This is a genomic window from Collinsella sp. i05-0019-G5 (genome assembly GCF_042851345.1).
Taxonomy (GTDB): domain Bacteria; phylum Actinomycetota; class Coriobacteriia; order Coriobacteriales; family Coriobacteriaceae; genus Collinsella.
Genome location: NZ_AP031421.1, coordinates 1,845,169 through 1,860,421 on the forward strand (window position 1 = coordinate 1,845,169; position 15,253 = coordinate 1,860,421).

The window sequence follows — 15,253 nt, forward strand, 5'->3', positions numbered from 1 at the left end:
GAACGCGGTCGACCCTACGCGCTAATGTCCTTGAATCCCTCACCGAAGGCTTCCGTAACGTCAGCGACCGTCACAATGGCGTGAGGATCGCGCTCGCGCACGATCGTCTTGAGGGTATTGAGCTCTCGACGGCTCACGATGACCATAATCACCGGCTTCTCGGCACCCGAATACATGCCAGTCGCCTTAAACTTGGTACAACCACGACCCAGGCCATACATGATATCGGCAGCGATATCAGGGAACTTGTCCGAGATGATGAGTACCATACGGCGTTTGTTGCCACCATCGACCACGGCATCGATCACGTAGCCGCTAATGACCATCGAAAGGCCTGCATATAGTGCGTTTTCGATTGAAAAGACCGGAGCCGACAGCGCGCATACGGCAACATCGATCGCCATGACGGTCGAGCCCACCGGCAGCGAGGTGTTACGCGAGATGATTTGGCCAATCGTGTCCGAGCCGCCGGTGTTGGCGCCGGCGCGCAACACCATGCCGTAACCGATGCCCGTAATAATGCCGCCCCACATGGCAGGGAGCATCAGGTCCGCATCCGCCAGAGGTGCTACAAACGGGGCGAACAGATCGGTAAAGAAGCCCAGCAGCACAAAGCCCGTCGCGGTCTGCACCACGTAGAACATGCCACCCTCGCGCATAACGACCAGCAACAGCAAGGCGTTCATCACGATCGTCTGAATACCAACGGGAAGCGATAGGCCACGCGATGCGCCGACCGCCTGGATAATGGTGGCAAGGCCCGTAACGCCACCGGCAGCAAGGCCGTTGGGAATCAAAAACAGGTCGGTCGCAATAGCGGCCAAGGCACACCCCAACATGATCTGGGGCAGGTCGTGAAAGAAGTTCATCGAAAGAATGCGCTTGATGTCCAGACGATATGCCATGCTGCCTCCCTCAAAAAAGCGCACCCCATCGGATGCGCTTTGAACTTCTTCTTGTATTCGATTCTACCGATTCGCCGGACAAAAACCACCCCTGCGCAGGGTTTATTCTGGATACAAACCCGTCCAACCGTTGGGTTTGGCATCGGCTTGAAACTGCCCGATGTTTTAGACCTCCGAGCCTTCTGCATCGGCGTTGCCGGTAGCCCAACGGTGATAGCCAATCACAAACGGATCCAGATCGCCATCGTCAAGAACGGCCTCGACATTGCTGGTCTCCACGCCCGTGCGCAGATCCTTGACCATCTGGTATGGGTAGAGCACGTAGCTGCGGATCTGGTTGCCAAAACCAATCGTGGTCTTGGGTCCGCGAATCTCATCCAGGGCCTCGGCACGCTTTTCGAGCTCAATCTCGTACAGGCGAGCCTTGAGGATCTGCATGCACGCGGCCTTGTTCTGGATCTGGCTGCGCTCGTTTTGGCAGGTGACCACAATGCCGCTGGGGAAATGCGTCACGCGCACGGCGGAGTCGGTGGTGTTAACGCCCTGGCCGCCCGGGCCGCTCGCGTGGTACACGTCCACGCGGATGTCATCGGGACTGATTTCGATGTCGATATCATCGGGTAGCACGGGGATGACCTCGACGCCGGCAAACGTGGTCTGGCGGCGCTTCTTGTCGTCGGTGGGGCTAATGCGAACCAAGCGGTGGACGCCGGCCTCGGCGCGCAGCATGCCAAATGCGTCCTTGCCCTCGACGGTAAAGGTCGCGCGGTCGATGCCGATGACCTCGGCTGCGGGACAGTCGTTGATGGTGACCTTCCAGCCGCGACGCTGGCAGTACTTCATGTACATCTTAAAGAGCATGAAGGTCCAGTCCTGTGCCTCCAGGCCGCCCTGCCCGGGCTTGATGGTCACAATCGCGTCGCCGTGATCGAACTCACCGGTAAACCAGCTCGAAAGCTCGAGCTCGTCGATAGCGCGGGCCAGGCGTTCTGCCGTAGCGGCAGCCTCCTCGCGCAACGCGGCGGCATCGGGGTCGTCGCCCATCTCCTCGGCAAGCTCAAGCGCCGCGCGGGCGTCAGATAGCTCGCCGCGCGCGGTATCCACGGCAGCGATATCTTCCTTGGCGCGAGCGATCTCCTCCATGGTAGCGCGAGCGGCGTCGGCGTCATCCCAAAAGCCGGGGGCCACGCTTTTGGCCTCGAGCTCCGTTACGCGGGTGCGCTTCTCGTCCAAATGGAGGTACGACTCAACCTCACCGAGCCGGTCCGCAAACGCGTCCAGCTCGGCGGGCGTTACCTCTAAAGCCTCAGCCATTAACGATTCCTGCCGTGGCAGTACTTAAACTTCTTGCCGCTACCGCAGGGGCACGGGTCGTTGCGGCCCACGTTGACGTACGGATCGTCGCTCTCGGACTTGCGATAGGTGGTCACCTTGCCACCGTTGTTAACGGCAGCCGGACCACCCTGGACAGCCGTGCGGGCCTGCACCTGCGCCTGCTTGCGCAGCACCGAGTCGCCGTTGTCACCATCGACCTCGGCAGGACCGGAGAAGTGCGCACCCTCGAGCGCGGGCTCCTCCTTGTGCTCCACGGCACGCGGGGCAGCCTTGATCTCGATGCGCAGAACCGTGCGCAGGTAATCCTCGTACATGGTGTCGACGAGTATCTGGAACGCGCCGTAGGCCTCGGTCTTGTACTCGACCAGCGGGTCGCGCTGGCCAAAGCCGCGCAGGCCGATGCCGGTCTTGAGGTAGTCCATCTCCTGCAGGTAGTTCATCCAGCGGGTATCGATGACGCGCAGCATGACCTGGGTGTTGAGCTCGCGCATCAGGTCCTCGCCCAAGCGCTCGGCCTTCATGTTGTAGCACTTCTCTACGTAAGCCAGGACATCGGCAGCCAGAGCCTCATAATCCTCGTCGGGGAACTTCGGCGTATCGATGTGGCCGGTGAGCTCTACAACCCACTTGCGCAGGCCCTCCAGGTCGCGCTCGCCATCGTGACTGTCCTTGGTGCAGAACTCCTGCACGCAGCGGTACACGGTATCGTGCATGACCTCGGTGATGTGGTCGGTCAGATCCTTGCCGTCCAGAATCTTATTGCGCTCGGCGTAGATGACCTGGCGCTGCTTGTTCATGACGTCGTCGTACTCAAGAACGCTCTTACGCATGGAGAAGTTGATGCTCTCGACCTTGTGCTGGGCGCTCTCGACAGCCTTGGAGATGATCTTGTGCTGGATGGGCATATCGTCGCCCATGTCAGCCGTGACCATCATCTTGGAGACGCGGTCCATCTTGTCGCCGCCAAACAGACGCATCAGATCGTCCTCGAGCGACAGGTAGAACTGGGTCTCGCCCGGATCGCCCTGACGGCCGGAACGGCCGCGCAGCTGGTTGTCGATACGGCGGGACTCATGGCGCTCGGTGCCGATAACGGTCAGGCCGCCGGCGGCAAGAACGCGCTCGCGCTCGGCCTTGCAAGTCTCCTTGGCCTCGGCGTTAAACTGCTCAAGCTGCTCGGGCGTTACGTCCTCCATGGTCAGGCCCTCGTACTCCAGGCGCTCGCGCACCAGCTCGTCGGGGTTACCGCCCAGCAAGATGTCGGTACCGCGGCCGGCCATGTTGGTAGCGATGGTCACGGCGCCATAGCGACCAGCCTGGGCAACGATATGGGCCTCGCGCTCGTGGTGCTTGGCGTTGAGGACCTCGTGCGCGATACCGCGCTTCGTGAGGGCGGCGGACAGCTTCTCGGAGCTCTCGATGGAGACGGTACCCACCAGGACCGGCTGGCCCTTAGCGTGACGACGCTCAACGTCGTCGGCAACGGCGTTGTACTTAGCCTGAATGGTGCGGTAGACCAGGTCCTCGTGGTCCACGCGCTGCACGGGCTTGTTGGAGGGGATGACCTCGACGGGCAGCTTGTAGATCTCGCGGAACTCGGCGTCCTCGGTGAGTGCCGTACCGGTCATACCGGAGAGCTTGTCATACAGGCGGAAGTAGTTCTGCAGGGTGATGGTCGCCAGCGTCTGGTTCTCCTCGCGCACGAGCACGCCCTCTTTGGCCTCGATGGCCTGGTGCAGGCCCTCGGAGTAACGGCGGCCTTCCATAATGCGGCCGGTGAACTCGTCGACGATCTTGACCTCGCCGTTGGTGACCACATACTGCTTGTCGCGGTGGAACATGTACTGGGCCTTCAGCGCCTGCTGCAGGTGGTTGACCAGCTGGCCGGAGAGATCGGCATAGATGTCATCGATACCCAGGCGGCGCTCGATCTTCTTAAGACCGCGCTCGGTGGCAGCGATGGTGTGCTTGGCCTCGTCCATGACGTAGTCGCCCGTGGGTTCAACGTCCTCGGTGGCGGTAAGCATGTCGTGCGACACGTCCTCGCCGCGCTCAAGGCCACGCACGGCACGCGCGAAGTCCTTGTAGGTACTGGCGGACTTGGTGCCAGCGCCCGAGATGATCAGCGGGGTGCGAGCCTCATCGATCAGGATGGAGTCAACCTCGTCGACGATGGCGTAGTTGTGGCCGCGCTGCACGCGCTGCTCGGGACGGGTAACCATGTTGTCGCGCAGGTAATCAAAGCCGAACTCGGAGTTGGTGCCGTAGGTGACGTCGGCCTGGTAGGCCGGGCGCTTGAGCTCGAGCGGCATGTTGTTCTGGAGCAGACCGACGGTCATGCCCAGGTACTTATAGATGCGGCCCATCCACTCGGAGTCGCGCTTGGCAAGGTAATCATTGACAGTAACGACGTGCACGCCCTTGCCGGCAATAGCGTTGAGATAGCCAGCCAACGTGGAGACGAGGGTCTTACCTTCGCCGGTCTTCATCTCGGCGATGTGGCCCTCGTGCAGTGCCATGGCGCCAATGAGCTGCACGTCAAAGTGGCGCATACCCATGGTGCGCTTGGAAGCCTCACGCACGGTGGCAAAGGCCTCGGGGAGCATGTCGTCGAGCGACTCGCCGTTGGCGTAACGCTCGCGGAACTTATCGGTCTGGCCGCGGAGTTCCTCCTCGGTCATCTTCTCAAACTGGGGCTCAAGACCGTTGATCTGGTCGACGATCTTGTAGTAGCGCTTAAGGTCCTTATCGGATCCAAAGGACAGCAGCTTTGACATGAATCCCATGTGGTTTTCCTTTTTGGCCATCGCCCACGCCGTGCAGCTGCGGGCGAGTTAAACACAGATGATTGTACTTTAGCCAAACAAGGCGCGGCCTATACGGTCGACCTCGACCGCCACGTAATAACTATGACCAACCTGCCACAATGGGACAGGTTTATTTTGGCAAGTTTTATCTGGGCAAACGCCGCCTCTCCGCCATGTGGTGCCATGGGGACAGGTTAGTTTGCACTAATCAAAAAGAAAAGGGCCGTGCACCCAAATGGATGCACGGCCCTCATGCCATGAATGCGAGCGATTCCGCGGCGAGCTATTTACTCAGCAGCCTCGGTGGTCTCGGCCTCGGCAGCGGCCTCCTCGACGGGAGCCTCTGCGGGAGCCTCGGCGGCCTGCTTGGCAGCCTCCTCGGCGAACTTAGCGGCACGCTTAGCCTTCTCGGCAGCCTTAGCCTCAGCGGCGGCCTTGCGAGCGGCCTCGGCCTCAGCAGCCTTGGCGGCCTTGGCGGCCTTGGCCTCCTCAGCCTTCTTGAGCTGGGCGGCAGCGGCGCCACCGAACTTGTCGGCGAAGCGCTGGACGCGTCCACCGGTGTCGACGAACTTCTGCTGGCCGGTGTAGAACGGGTGGCACTCGTTGCAAAGCTCGACCTTCATCTCGGACACGGTAGCGTGCGTCTTGAAGGTGTTGCCGCAGGAGCACGTCACCGTGCACTCGACATACTGGGGATGGATACCCTGCTTCATGGTAGGACTCCTTATTGGTCAGGCGCTGGTTACCGATCAGCGCATAAGGCGTCTTGGTTTCCGACCAAGACAACAAACTCGGCTATGGTACCACGGCGCCGCGTGTCCCACAAAAGGTTCACGGTCTTTTCGGAACGACACGAATCTGACCCATCGAAACACATCTCCACCGTTCCTTCAACTGGGAAAATGCCGTCCCCGGGGCCTGAGAAGGGCCCCGGGGACGTTCGACTGACTGCGGGAACGGCCTTTCCGCTCAATGTGTTCGGCTGAGATCGGAAATCAACCAAACTGAACTAGGTTCAGTTGACATGGTTAAAAACGAGGGGCGACGCTTTTGCGTCACCCCTCGTCCCGGCCGGTTGCTTTAGTTGTACACACGGTAGTTACACTTGAACTGGGTTATGTGTCCATAGTTGGAGCGGTACCAACCCGACGTATAGCTGATTGCCTCTGCGCCTAGATAGTCGTAGCCCTTGTTGTAGCGAAGCTGACGGTAGGTCGTGTCGTACTCTGCTACGTAAAACGTGTCTCCAGAGAAGGCTTTGTACCGGTCCTTAACCGTCGAAGCCATGTACGCGGGTTCGACATCGCCTTTCTCCCCGTTGAGCGCATAGACGGGTGCCGCGATTCCGCATAAAGCCGTTGCCACGAGGATGGCGTAGACAGCCATGCGCGACGCATTGGACTTCAGCTGTTCAAATAGTTTCATGTCATTCACCTCGCTCGTATGTATCGAGGTATTCCTGCTTGAGCGTCTGCGAGGACGACTTGATCTTTTCCACGAGCGTGCCGGCCTCGATGAAGTAGAACGAGTTGGTGAGGTCTGCCAGGTCGTCGAGCAGATGGCTTGAAATGAGCACGCTTCGTCCCCGCGCCACCTCGCTGCGCATCGCGTCGCAGGAGGTTTTCCGCTTTCCCGGATCGAGGCCGTTCAGCGGTTCATCGAGGATGAGGTACGGGCAATCGGTCGATATCGCCATGGCAAGCTTTACCTGCTGCTTCATTCCTGTCGAGAGTTTACGGGTCGGCTTGTCGAGATATGGGGAGATTCCGAGGGAGCTGCAGAGCGAGTCGATGTCGGCGGCCGATTTCCACGCCTCCCTAACGAAAGCAAGGTGCTCGATGGCCGATAGCGTGGGATAGAGATCCGTGCCGCCCGAAGAGCTCAGGTAGACGAGTTCTGCAAATTCGGCTGATCGACGTTGGCTGATTCCGTCTGCCGCCAGGCTTCCCGAGCGGATGCGGGTGGGAAATTGGCCCGACAGCGCTTCAAGAAGGGTGGTTTTCCCCGAGCCGTTGGGAGCAACGAGGCCCGCCGCCGTTCCCGGGCTCAGGAAAAGCGACCCGATTGAAAGTATCGTCGTGCTCCCGTATCCCACGCTCGCGTCCAGAAGCTCGAGCCCATGGTGCTTTTTCGCGGGTCCAGGCTGTTTGGGGGAACGTGTCGCAACGGCGCCGACCGCAAAAAAGACCGCGACGTATGCCAGGGCCACGGCAAGCATCGATGCGCTGCCTGAACCGGAGCCAATGAATTCTGTCGGGAAGCATCCTACGTAGCCCGTGGCCTCGATAGGCGAGAACACGGCCAGCGGCAGGAGCCCGAGCACGGCATTATGCTCCAGCGCCGAATCGGACAGCAACGGGAATGCCGGGGCCGCGACAAGCAGCGCGGAGGTAAGGGGGCCCGCGAGGACGCGCCTCGTTGCGGTCGATAGGACGGCGGAGCAAACGGATATCAAGGTTCCGCCCGCAAGCAGCGCGAGAAGCAGGGTCGTGAAGACGTTTCCCGCGGTCGTGGTGGCAAGCGCGCCGTCATGGAAGAAGGCGATCGGGTACCCAATTTGCCCGAAGCCGTTTAGGGCCAAGGCGTAAATGCCCCCGGGTGCGAGGCCGGCGAGGAGCATCGCGGTCCCCGCGGCGATTATCGAAAACACGATCTGGATAAGGCGCCGGAATTTGGGCGCGGGCGCCTTCGCCGCCAGGGTCCCGGGCCTTGTGGCGCCGAGCACGAGTATCGACGAGAGAAGGAAGGGGATGAAGGGAAGGAATGGCAGGTCGCTTGCGGAGGCCGGGATATCCGTGATGCCGGAGCTGCTCAGGGCACGGCAATACGCGAGGTCTGCGTCATTGGTCTCTCGGTCTCCCACGATGGACCCGGATTGGAAGCCTTCGCCCATGAGCGCGTAGTAGCTCTCGGCAGAATCGAGAAAGGCGGCGTCGGTTTGAGCGGCAAGGGCGGCGTTCGCGTATCTTGCAAGCTCCGCGTCATTTTGCTGCTCTGGAGATAGGTCTGTGCCGCTGGCCTGGGGCGCGCGCGTATTGAATGCGTCGACAAAGCTCTGCATGCCCTGCTTCATAAAGAAGGGCCCGTAGATGGGTGAATTGAACGCAATGGGGACGGAAAAGGCTGCAGCGAGAACGAGCGTACAAATCCATGCGGCCTTGTCTCTTAGGATTAGTTTGAGAAGAAGTCGACAGTACATTTGGAAGCACCTACATTTCTCAAAGCATCGTTAGATTAATAATGACAGACCGAATGAAGATGCGTGCGATGGGGGCGAGGCGAATGGCTGAGCGGTATCGATATGCGGGTTCAACGGTATCACATTGGCCACATAGATTTTTAACTTGCATTTCTACCCGCCCTTTTCGTAGAGTCGCCGATACGTGCTTAGCGCACCCTCGGCGCGTCCGGCAGGCTTTGCGAAATGGGATCCAGGAGACTTCGGCGCAGCATCATCTTGCGGAATGCTTCTAATGAGCCTCCCATCCTTCAAAAACAGAATCTCATCGCACAGCCTATCGACCGAATCCAAGATGTGGGATGACATGATGATGCACGTACCAGAATCGGCCAGCTTCCTGAGAATCTCGGAATGCAAGTCCACCCTGCTGGGGTCGAGCGCGTTCATGGGCTCATCTAATAGAAGGTACCGCGCGCCCGTCGCATACGCAATCGCCAGGGTAAGCTGCTGCTTCATGCCCTGGCTCAGAGTGCGGATCCTCATCTTCGCGAACTCGCCTATCTGCGTTTGTTCCACTATCTCTTCGATATCGCGAGCATGCGGCCACATATCGCAAACCATCTTGAGGTGATCTTCCGCACGCAATCCGGGATACAGCAGCGTCCCCTCACCAGGTGCATAGAAGATCATAGAACGGACCTCTCTCGCACCCGTACCCTGCACCTCATCCAGAACGATGCTCCCGTCCACGCGAGGACCCGGCAAACCTGCCATCGCACGCAGCAACGTCGTCTTTCCATGCCCGTTCGGAGCGACGAGACCGTAGACCGTACCCGGGGCAAACTCAGCGTTCACCGAATCTACGAGCACCTTCTTTCCATAAGAGATCGTCAGCGTTTGAAGGTCAATCATCGAGATCATCCCCTTTCGATCTTTGGAACACTCAGGCGCACCATCAACGGAGATACGGCGCCCAAGACCACCAGCAGAGCGCCCGATGCGCCGACGACCTCTCCAAAAGGCATCGCGTTCGTCCCTCGCCCAAGGAACCCAATCGTCCCCACCTGGGAAGCGGAATCAAACGAGGCGAATGGAGCCAGCAGCGCGACGCCCATGCCCACGCTTTCAACATGAGCGCTCAACGAACCCAACACCAAGAGAACCGCGCAAACCATTCCGGTGACAACGGGGTTGCGGCTAATCGCCGCTGTCAACGCAGCGACGACGGAAATCACGCCGTATGCCATGACCAGCAACGGAATACTGCACAACACCGCCTCCCCCACCGTGGACGTTGTCGAAGCTCCCGCCCGAATGAGAGCGACGGGATACTCCGATCCACCCGCACCGTTCTTAATCACGGACACAACGACAGCGGGAACCATCGACACCAAAAGCAGCACCAAGCCAAGCAGGAGAGCCAGCGCAACAGCCGTCAGAAAACGCACATGCGCTGTTGCGGGGATCTGGAGAACCAGAAGGGAACGACACTGCAGGTGGGTGCACGCGAGCGATGTGACAACCACGGGCAACAGCAAAAATAAGGAGGGAAGCGCTGCCTGGAGATACGAAAGGAGGATTAATGGGGGCATCTTCGTACTTAACTCGTAAACCTTGGGGTCCGGCAAGCTCGCGATCGACTCAAGCAGAAGGGCGCGCGCCTCCGCACGAGAAGGAGTCTCCGGCTCGATTCCGATCGATTGCAGGAGAGTCGCATCTGCCGCGCCCAGCTCACCTCGAGCGCGCTCGTACGTCGCAAGGCTTCGAAACCCCTCCGCAGGCATAGGCGCGTACACGAAACCCGAAAGAGCATCCCGCATGTCTTCCAGGGCCGCTTTGCCCTCGACGTCCATATTCGCAGCGTTCTGCTCTAGATACCGATCTATTGAACGGAGCTCCCCATCCCTATACCGAACAGCGGAAACGTTATCAGCGTCAGGAAACATCTCGACCAGAGCCGGGGCCAGCATCGTCGTCGACATTGCAATCGCGCATACGGCGAGGGCAGGAGAACGCAGGAGCAGTTTCCCCATCGTTCTTACGTATGCAACGGCGGAGGCACAAGCGCTCGAACGAGTTGCCGTTCTCGATGCAGTGAAGGAACCTCTCTCAAGACAAATCGGGGATATCGGGCACGCGCAGCCGCTCTTTCCAGCAACGCAAAGCAGGCTAATTGCCAGCACCTCGATCCCGATTGCGCATACGAGGGCAATCGCACCACGCTCGAAGCAAAGTCCAGGCAGATTCACTATCTGCGTTGTCGGGTACGGGCTATAGACGCCGACGGTCAACTCAGTGTTCGCATACGTAAGGGGATTCAACAGGGCGAACTCACGTAAAGCGATGGATCTTCCGTAATACCCGGGAACCATCGTCACCCCCATCAGGGCACATACGAACACGATTCCAAGCGTAGGGTTATTGGCAATCTTCACGGCAAGGTGAACGACAAGCGAGATGAACGCTGCCACCAAGAATTGCAAGATGGCCGTCTGCGCGAACACCAGCCAAGCCGGTTTGATAACCGGAGTCGCATATTGAATGTAGCCTATCGGATAGAACGGCGAGCCCGGGCCATTCTTCACAAGCGCGGCGATTATCCCTGGAAGATTGATGGCGAGGACGGCAAGCATTGCAAAAACACTCGCCCATACGCTCGATGCAACAAGTCTACCCAGCTCGCCCATCGGTGCCTGGATGATGAGCTTTTCACGTTTGTTAAGACGCGCGGCAAGGAACGAGACGGCAACGGCCGTTGCGACCCATAGCAAGTACTCCTTCGATCCGTCATAATAGGTGTACTCTCCATCCGATATCTGCAGAAACGGAAGTAGGGGAGAGAGCGGTGCCAAGATAAGACGTCCCGCGGCAAGAGGGTACAGAAGCGCGGGCATGCTTGATGAAGAGGTATAGACACCGTCCTCCCCCGCATTCACAAGCGCATCCGCATAGGATGCTGACAATTCCTGCTCAACACGGGTTATTCCCGACTCGAGGTATTCGACCCGTCCGTCGATGCCAGCCGCGCTCCTGAAGACGGGCAGAGCACAAAGAACCATCAACGCAACAACGACAACACAGAGCGACCTGGAGGAGAGAAGCGACCTAAAGATCGCCTTCGAGATTTTGAGCATATTCATCGCCAACCTTAACCTCATCCAGTCGGAACAGAGGGGCCGAACAAAATGCTCGGCCCTTATTACTTGCCGGCAAAGTCAATTTAACATAAACTGTTAAAAAGTAACCTGAGTTTTTTAAATTCTTCGGAGGTTATTATGAGTTCCGACAATCGCACTCCCCGGCTTCATTCCTTCCGCATCGCATGTGCGATAGCCTCTGCGACCCTTTGCGCCACCGCCATCGCACAAGTGGCGTTCTCCTTAAAGCCAGCAATCGAAGTGCTCGACAACCCTGTAATTGCAGACTCCCCCGCGTATCCAGCCCTTGCGATCTCGACATTGGTCCCTGCCGTCATCGGTATCGCTACGACCATCCTCAGCGCCGTTCTCGTGTGGACGATCAAGAGCGGAGACCCCTTCAAGAAAGGGTCTGCGACATGCTTGAAGGTGCTCGGCATTCTCTTCGTTGTTCAAGCTGCCACCAGCCTCTACGCCGGCTCACTCAAAACCTCCGTTTCGATGTTTGGCGGCGAGGGGGCCGTCGGCGCCCAAGAGATCGCTTCATCATTCGATTGGACCTCTCTGGTTCTCGGCATCGTCCTGTTCATGCTTTCCCAGCTCTTCTTGTACGCCCGAGAGCTGTACCTCGACTCCGACGAGATTGCGTAAGGAAACGCCATGCCCGTAATTGTTCGCCTCGACAAGATCATGGCCGAGCGAAAGATTTCCTCGAACGAACTTGCCGAAAGGATTGGAACCACGCCCGTGAACCTGTCCCGTATTAAAAAAGGGCATATTCGCGGCATTCGCTTCAACACACTCGAGCAGCTATGCCTCGCCCTTCGTTGCCAACCCGGAGACCTTCTCGAAGTCATGAGCGAAGAGGATGCCCGAAAGGAGTTCGGACTCGATTGGTCCGCCGAGGATTAGAGGGCGGTCGTACTCGCCCTGCACACGGGGATGCGAATCGGCGAGGTCTGCGGCCTTCGGTGGTGCGATGTGGATTTCGAGACGGGCCTGATCTCGATCAGACACTCGGTGGCGTACGCGAAGGGAATGGGTTCGTTCATCAAGGACACCAAGACCCATGACGCCAGGGGTATCCCCATCGACCCGGTCGGCCTACTCCCCTTCCTGAAGGAGACCCACGAGATCGACTGCGGAAAGCTGCGCTTGCGCGGCCTTACCGGGGCGGTCGAGATCGGGGACTGCTACATCCTGTCGGAGCCGGGCGCGACCTTCGCGACGACAAGCTATATCCGCAGGGCGTTCAAGACGTTCTCGGAGACCAACGGCCTCATGGGCACCAACGACGAGCTGATCACGTTCCACGGCCTTCGCCACACGTTCGCAACGCAGTGGATCCGCCAAGGCGGCGATATCAAGGCGCTCCAATCGATCCTCGGCCACAAGGACGCCATGGCGACGCTCAACGTCTACGCCGACATCGAGCCCATCTCCAAAATCCATAACATGCTGCGCGCCACGCCGTGCCTTTGGCGCGGGCACCTCGGGCCGAGGGTCGATCCGGGTCCCATGTTCCAACAGAGGATCCAGGAGTCCATCGAGACGCTCCAGGCGTTCGGCTACGGCATCACCGAGCCGGACGACCGAAATATCGCCATACGCGACGTGAAGACGAACAGTTGGCTCTAGCTCACCGAGTACGCGGCAGTGCTGGGCCCATCCCAACTGAGGTCACGGTGGTCCGATAGGGGCGCCGCCCGCGGCATGCGCCGCGGAGCGGTATCCCCTACCGAAGGGCGGGGATGCCCTCCGCTTCCAGTTCGGAATCAGCCGTCGGAGGCGTTCGGCTGACTGCGGGAACGGCCTGTCCGCTCAATGTGTTCGGCTGAGATCGGAAATCAACCCAACACGAGCCGGACACGCGCCAGACGGCTCTTCCCCGTACGGCCTTCCCCCTTACGCTCATGTTGCAGGCATGTAACGCCGCAGCGAGCGCGCCTTTTTTGCGCCAGACAGGTACAATGATGAACACTGTACCGTAGCGGAGCGCCCCGCGCGCGCCGCAATCACGCGAAAGGGTTTCCCATGGCCGAGATCTCGTCCTCCCGTATCGTCATCACCGTCCTTGGCAAGAACCGCCCCGGCATCGTCGCCGGCGTCACCCGCGTCCTGGGCGAGGCCAACGTCGACATCCGCGACATCACGCAGTCCATTATCGAGGACATCTTCACCATGACCATGCTGGCCGATACCGCCGAGTCCAAGCTCGACTTCGCTGAGCTGCAGAAGGCCCTGGCCGAGGCCGGCGAGCTTTCGGGCGTCAACGTGTCCATCCAGCGCGAGGACGTCTTTAACTTTATGTACCGCCTGTAGCGAGCAAGCCGCTGGGGATAGCCTGACGCGCGCATGCCCATGCAAGCCACCCCGATGCGGCCCGGAGAGGAGCGCGCATGGCCTACGACGCCAAGAAAATCTATTACCGCTTCGATGACCACTTGAGCCGACTGGTTCTGGATTACGAAGCAAGCCGCCAGATTTCGTCTGAGAGCGAAAGCCTCTACCACGGCCTGCCGACCGACCCTTATGACGAGGACCTGTTTGTCGAGCACAATGTCAAGCGCGGCCTGCGCAATGCCGACGGCTCGGGCGTGGTCGCGGGCCTCACTCGTATCTCGGATGTGCACGGCTACAACAAGGTCGACGGAAAGGTCGTGCCCGATCAGGGCAAGCTCACGCTTCGCGGCTACAGCATCGAGGATCTGGTCAACAATGCCCAGGCCGAGAATCGCTACGGCTACGAAGAAGTCGCCTATCTGCTTATCACGGGTTCGCTGCCCAACAAGGAAGAGCTCGACGGCTTCTGCGAGCGCCTAGGTGCCTTTAGACATCTGAGCGACGAGTACGTTAAAGAGTTCCCTATGACCACGGTGTCGTCGAGCATCATGAACGTGCTCCAGCGCGCCGTACTGCTGCTCTACGCCTTCGATGCCGAACCAGACGTGATCACGCCTGAGCACGAAATCGACGTCGCCATTTCCATGCTCGCACGTCTCCCGCGCATCGCCGCCTTCGCACACATGGCCTCGGTCGCCAAGCTTCGCGGCTCCGAGGTTCACGTGCCGCACCCTACGCCCGGTCTCTCCACCGCCGAGACCATCCTACAGGTCCTGCGCGGCGGCATGGCGTTCACCCGCGATGAGGCGATGCTGCTCGACGTTATGCTCATGCTGCATGCCGAGCACGGCGGCGGCAACAACTCCACCTTCGCTTGCCGCGTGCTGTCGTCTTCGGCCACCGACCCGTATTCCGCCTACGCCGCGGCTATCGGCTCGCTCAAGGGCCCGCGCCACGGCGGCGCCAATGCCAAGGTCGTGTCTATGCACGAGGACATCCGCGCGCATGTCTCCAACTGGGAGGACGAGGACGAGGTCGCGGCCTACCTGGGCAAGATCCTCGACAAGCAGGCCTTCGACGGCACGGGCCTCATCTACGGCATGGGCCACGCCGTCTATACGCTCAGCGACCCGCGCGCCGAGGTCTGCCGCCGTTACGCGCGCTCACTGGCAGCCAAGAAGGACTTGGGCGAAGAGTTCGCACTCATCGAGCGCATCGAGCGCCTGGCACCGCAGGTGATGCGCGACCACGGCATGACCAAGCCCATCTGCGCCAACATCGACCTGTACACGGGCTTTATCTACAAGATGCTCGGCGTGCCCGAGACGCTCTTTACGCCGCTATTCGCCGTCGCCCGCATGGCCGGCTGGTCGGCACACCGCATGGAAGAGCTCTTCTGCGCGCACCGTATTATTCGCCCGGCCTATCGTCCGGTGATCGAGCCGCTGGAGTACAAGCCACTCGCCGACCGCTAGGACGCGGACCGTTATAGAACTCGAGCGTGGCCAGGGACCCAAGCCCTCGGCCACGCTTTTTATGCCAGCA

Annotated in this window: 13 protein-coding genes; 5 read left to right on the forward strand and 8 right to left on the reverse strand. The window is 59.8% G+C overall.

Annotation, left to right across the window (positions count from 1 at the left end; genetic code table 11):
* Positions 1 to 14 precede the first annotated feature (14 nt).
* The 8 genes from ACGHIZ_RS08615 to ACGHIZ_RS08650 form a co-directional block, all read right to left on the reverse strand.
* On the reverse strand, positions 15 to 905 hold the full coding sequence (locus ACGHIZ_RS08615) for a YitT family protein (protein ID WP_035137417.1): 891 nt from the start codon (positions 903 to 905) through the stop codon (positions 15 to 17).
* A 165-nt stretch (positions 906 to 1,070) separates the two neighbouring features.
* The gene (gene prfB, locus ACGHIZ_RS08620) at positions 1,071 to 2,219 is read right to left on the reverse strand and encodes a peptide chain release factor 2 (RefSeq protein WP_368129983.1); all 1,149 of its coding nucleotides are present in this window, start codon (positions 2,217 to 2,219) and stop codon (positions 1,071 to 1,073) included.
* Positions 2,219 to 5,026 carry a preprotein translocase subunit SecA gene (gene secA / locus ACGHIZ_RS08625; protein WP_099432022.1) on the reverse strand — a complete coding sequence of 936 codons (2,808 nt, stop codon included), beginning with the start codon at positions 5,024 to 5,026 and terminating at the stop codon, positions 2,219 to 2,221. Before secA ends, prfB begins: the two co-directional genes overlap by 1 nt.
* A gap of 308 nt (positions 5,027 to 5,334) precedes the next feature.
* Positions 5,335 to 5,760, reverse strand: coding sequence for a 50S ribosomal protein L31 (gene rpmE, locus ACGHIZ_RS08630; RefSeq protein ID WP_006235303.1), 426 nt, complete (start codon positions 5,758 to 5,760; stop codon positions 5,335 to 5,337).
* A gap of 367 nt (positions 5,761 to 6,127) precedes the next feature.
* Entirely contained in the window at positions 6,128 to 6,472 is a 345-nt protein-coding gene (locus tag ACGHIZ_RS08635) for a hypothetical protein (protein WP_006235302.1), read from the reverse strand.
* 1 nt (position 6,473) lies between these two features.
* Positions 6,474 to 8,120: an ATP-binding cassette domain-containing protein gene (locus ACGHIZ_RS08640; RefSeq protein WP_390447529.1), complete on the reverse strand. Its 1,647-nt coding sequence runs from the start codon at positions 8,118 to 8,120 to the stop codon at positions 6,474 to 6,476.
* A 279-nt stretch (positions 8,121 to 8,399) separates the two neighbouring features.
* Positions 8,400 to 9,140, reverse strand: a complete 741-nt coding sequence (locus ACGHIZ_RS08645; RefSeq protein ID WP_117769450.1) for an ATP-binding cassette domain-containing protein — start codon at positions 9,138 to 9,140, stop codon at positions 8,400 to 8,402.
* A 5-nt stretch (positions 9,141 to 9,145) separates the two neighbouring features.
* Positions 9,146 to 11,362 carry a hypothetical protein gene (locus tag ACGHIZ_RS08650; RefSeq protein ID WP_390447531.1) on the reverse strand — a complete coding sequence of 739 codons (2,217 nt, stop codon included), beginning with the start codon at positions 11,360 to 11,362 and terminating at the stop codon, positions 9,146 to 9,148.
* A gap of 141 nt (positions 11,363 to 11,503) precedes the next feature.
* On the opposite strand from ACGHIZ_RS08650, the gene ACGHIZ_RS08655 reads away from it, so the two are divergent.
* From ACGHIZ_RS08655 to ACGHIZ_RS08675, 5 genes are all read left to right on the forward strand, one after another.
* Positions 11,504 to 12,016 (forward strand): DUF2975 domain-containing protein, encoded by a 513-nt coding sequence (locus ACGHIZ_RS08655; RefSeq protein WP_006235293.1) that lies wholly within the window; start codon positions 11,504 to 11,506, stop codon positions 12,014 to 12,016.
* Positions 12,017 to 12,025: 9 nt separating this feature from the next.
* Entirely contained in the window at positions 12,026 to 12,277 is a 252-nt protein-coding gene (locus ACGHIZ_RS08660; protein ID WP_006235292.1) for a helix-turn-helix transcriptional regulator, read from the forward strand.
* A 30-nt stretch (positions 12,278 to 12,307) separates the two neighbouring features.
* A complete protein-coding gene (locus ACGHIZ_RS08665) occupies positions 12,308 to 13,003 on the forward strand; it encodes a site-specific integrase (RefSeq protein WP_035137432.1) in 696 nt (231 codons plus the stop codon).
* 396 nt (positions 13,004 to 13,399) lie between these two features.
* Entirely contained in the window at positions 13,400 to 13,687 is a 288-nt protein-coding gene (locus ACGHIZ_RS08670; protein ID WP_006235289.1) for an ACT domain-containing protein, read from the forward strand.
* 77 nt (positions 13,688 to 13,764) lie between these two features.
* Positions 13,765 to 15,183, forward strand: coding sequence for a citrate synthase (locus ACGHIZ_RS08675; protein WP_349109846.1), 1,419 nt, complete (start codon positions 13,765 to 13,767; stop codon positions 15,181 to 15,183).
* The last annotated feature ends 70 nt before the right edge of the window (positions 15,184 to 15,253 follow it).

What these genes read in the sequence shown, in the direction of transcription:
- ACGHIZ_RS08665 (WP_035137432.1), top strand. Translation starts at nt 12,308, where the DNA reads ATGCGAATCGGCGAGGTCTGCGGCCTTCGGTGGTGCGATGTGGATTTC.
- prfB (WP_368129983.1), bottom strand. Translation starts at nt 2,219, where the DNA reads ATGGCTGAGGCTTTAGAGGTAACGCCCGCCGAGCTGGACGCGTTTGCG.
- ACGHIZ_RS08660 (WP_006235292.1), top strand. Translation starts at nt 12,026, where the DNA reads ATGCCCGTAATTGTTCGCCTCGACAAGATCATGGCCGAGCGAAAGATT.
- ACGHIZ_RS08615 (WP_035137417.1), bottom strand. Translation starts at nt 905, where the DNA reads ATGGCATATCGTCTGGACATCAAGCGCATTCTTTCGATGAACTTCTTT.
- secA (WP_099432022.1), bottom strand. Translation starts at nt 5,026, where the DNA reads ATGGGATTCATGTCAAAGCTGCTGTCCTTTGGATCCGATAAGGACCTT.
- ACGHIZ_RS08640 (WP_390447529.1), bottom strand. Translation starts at nt 8,120, where the DNA reads ATGAAGCAGGGCATGCAGAGCTTTGTCGACGCATTCAATACGCGCGCG.
- ACGHIZ_RS08670 (WP_006235289.1), top strand. Translation starts at nt 13,400, where the DNA reads ATGGCCGAGATCTCGTCCTCCCGTATCGTCATCACCGTCCTTGGCAAG.
- ACGHIZ_RS08675 (WP_349109846.1), top strand. Translation starts at nt 13,765, where the DNA reads ATGGCCTACGACGCCAAGAAAATCTATTACCGCTTCGATGACCACTTG.
- ACGHIZ_RS08645 (WP_117769450.1), bottom strand. Translation starts at nt 9,140, where the DNA reads ATGATTGACCTTCAAACGCTGACGATCTCTTATGGAAAGAAGGTGCTC.
- ACGHIZ_RS08635 (WP_006235302.1), bottom strand. Translation starts at nt 6,472, where the DNA reads ATGAAACTATTTGAACAGCTGAAGTCCAATGCGTCGCGCATGGCTGTC.
- ACGHIZ_RS08655 (WP_006235293.1), top strand. Translation starts at nt 11,504, where the DNA reads ATGAGTTCCGACAATCGCACTCCCCGGCTTCATTCCTTCCGCATCGCA.
- rpmE (WP_006235303.1), bottom strand. Translation starts at nt 5,760, where the DNA reads ATGAAGCAGGGTATCCATCCCCAGTATGTCGAGTGCACGGTGACGTGC.
- ACGHIZ_RS08650 (WP_390447531.1), bottom strand. Translation starts at nt 11,362, where the DNA reads ATGCTCAAAATCTCGAAGGCGATCTTTAGGTCGCTTCTCTCCTCCAGG.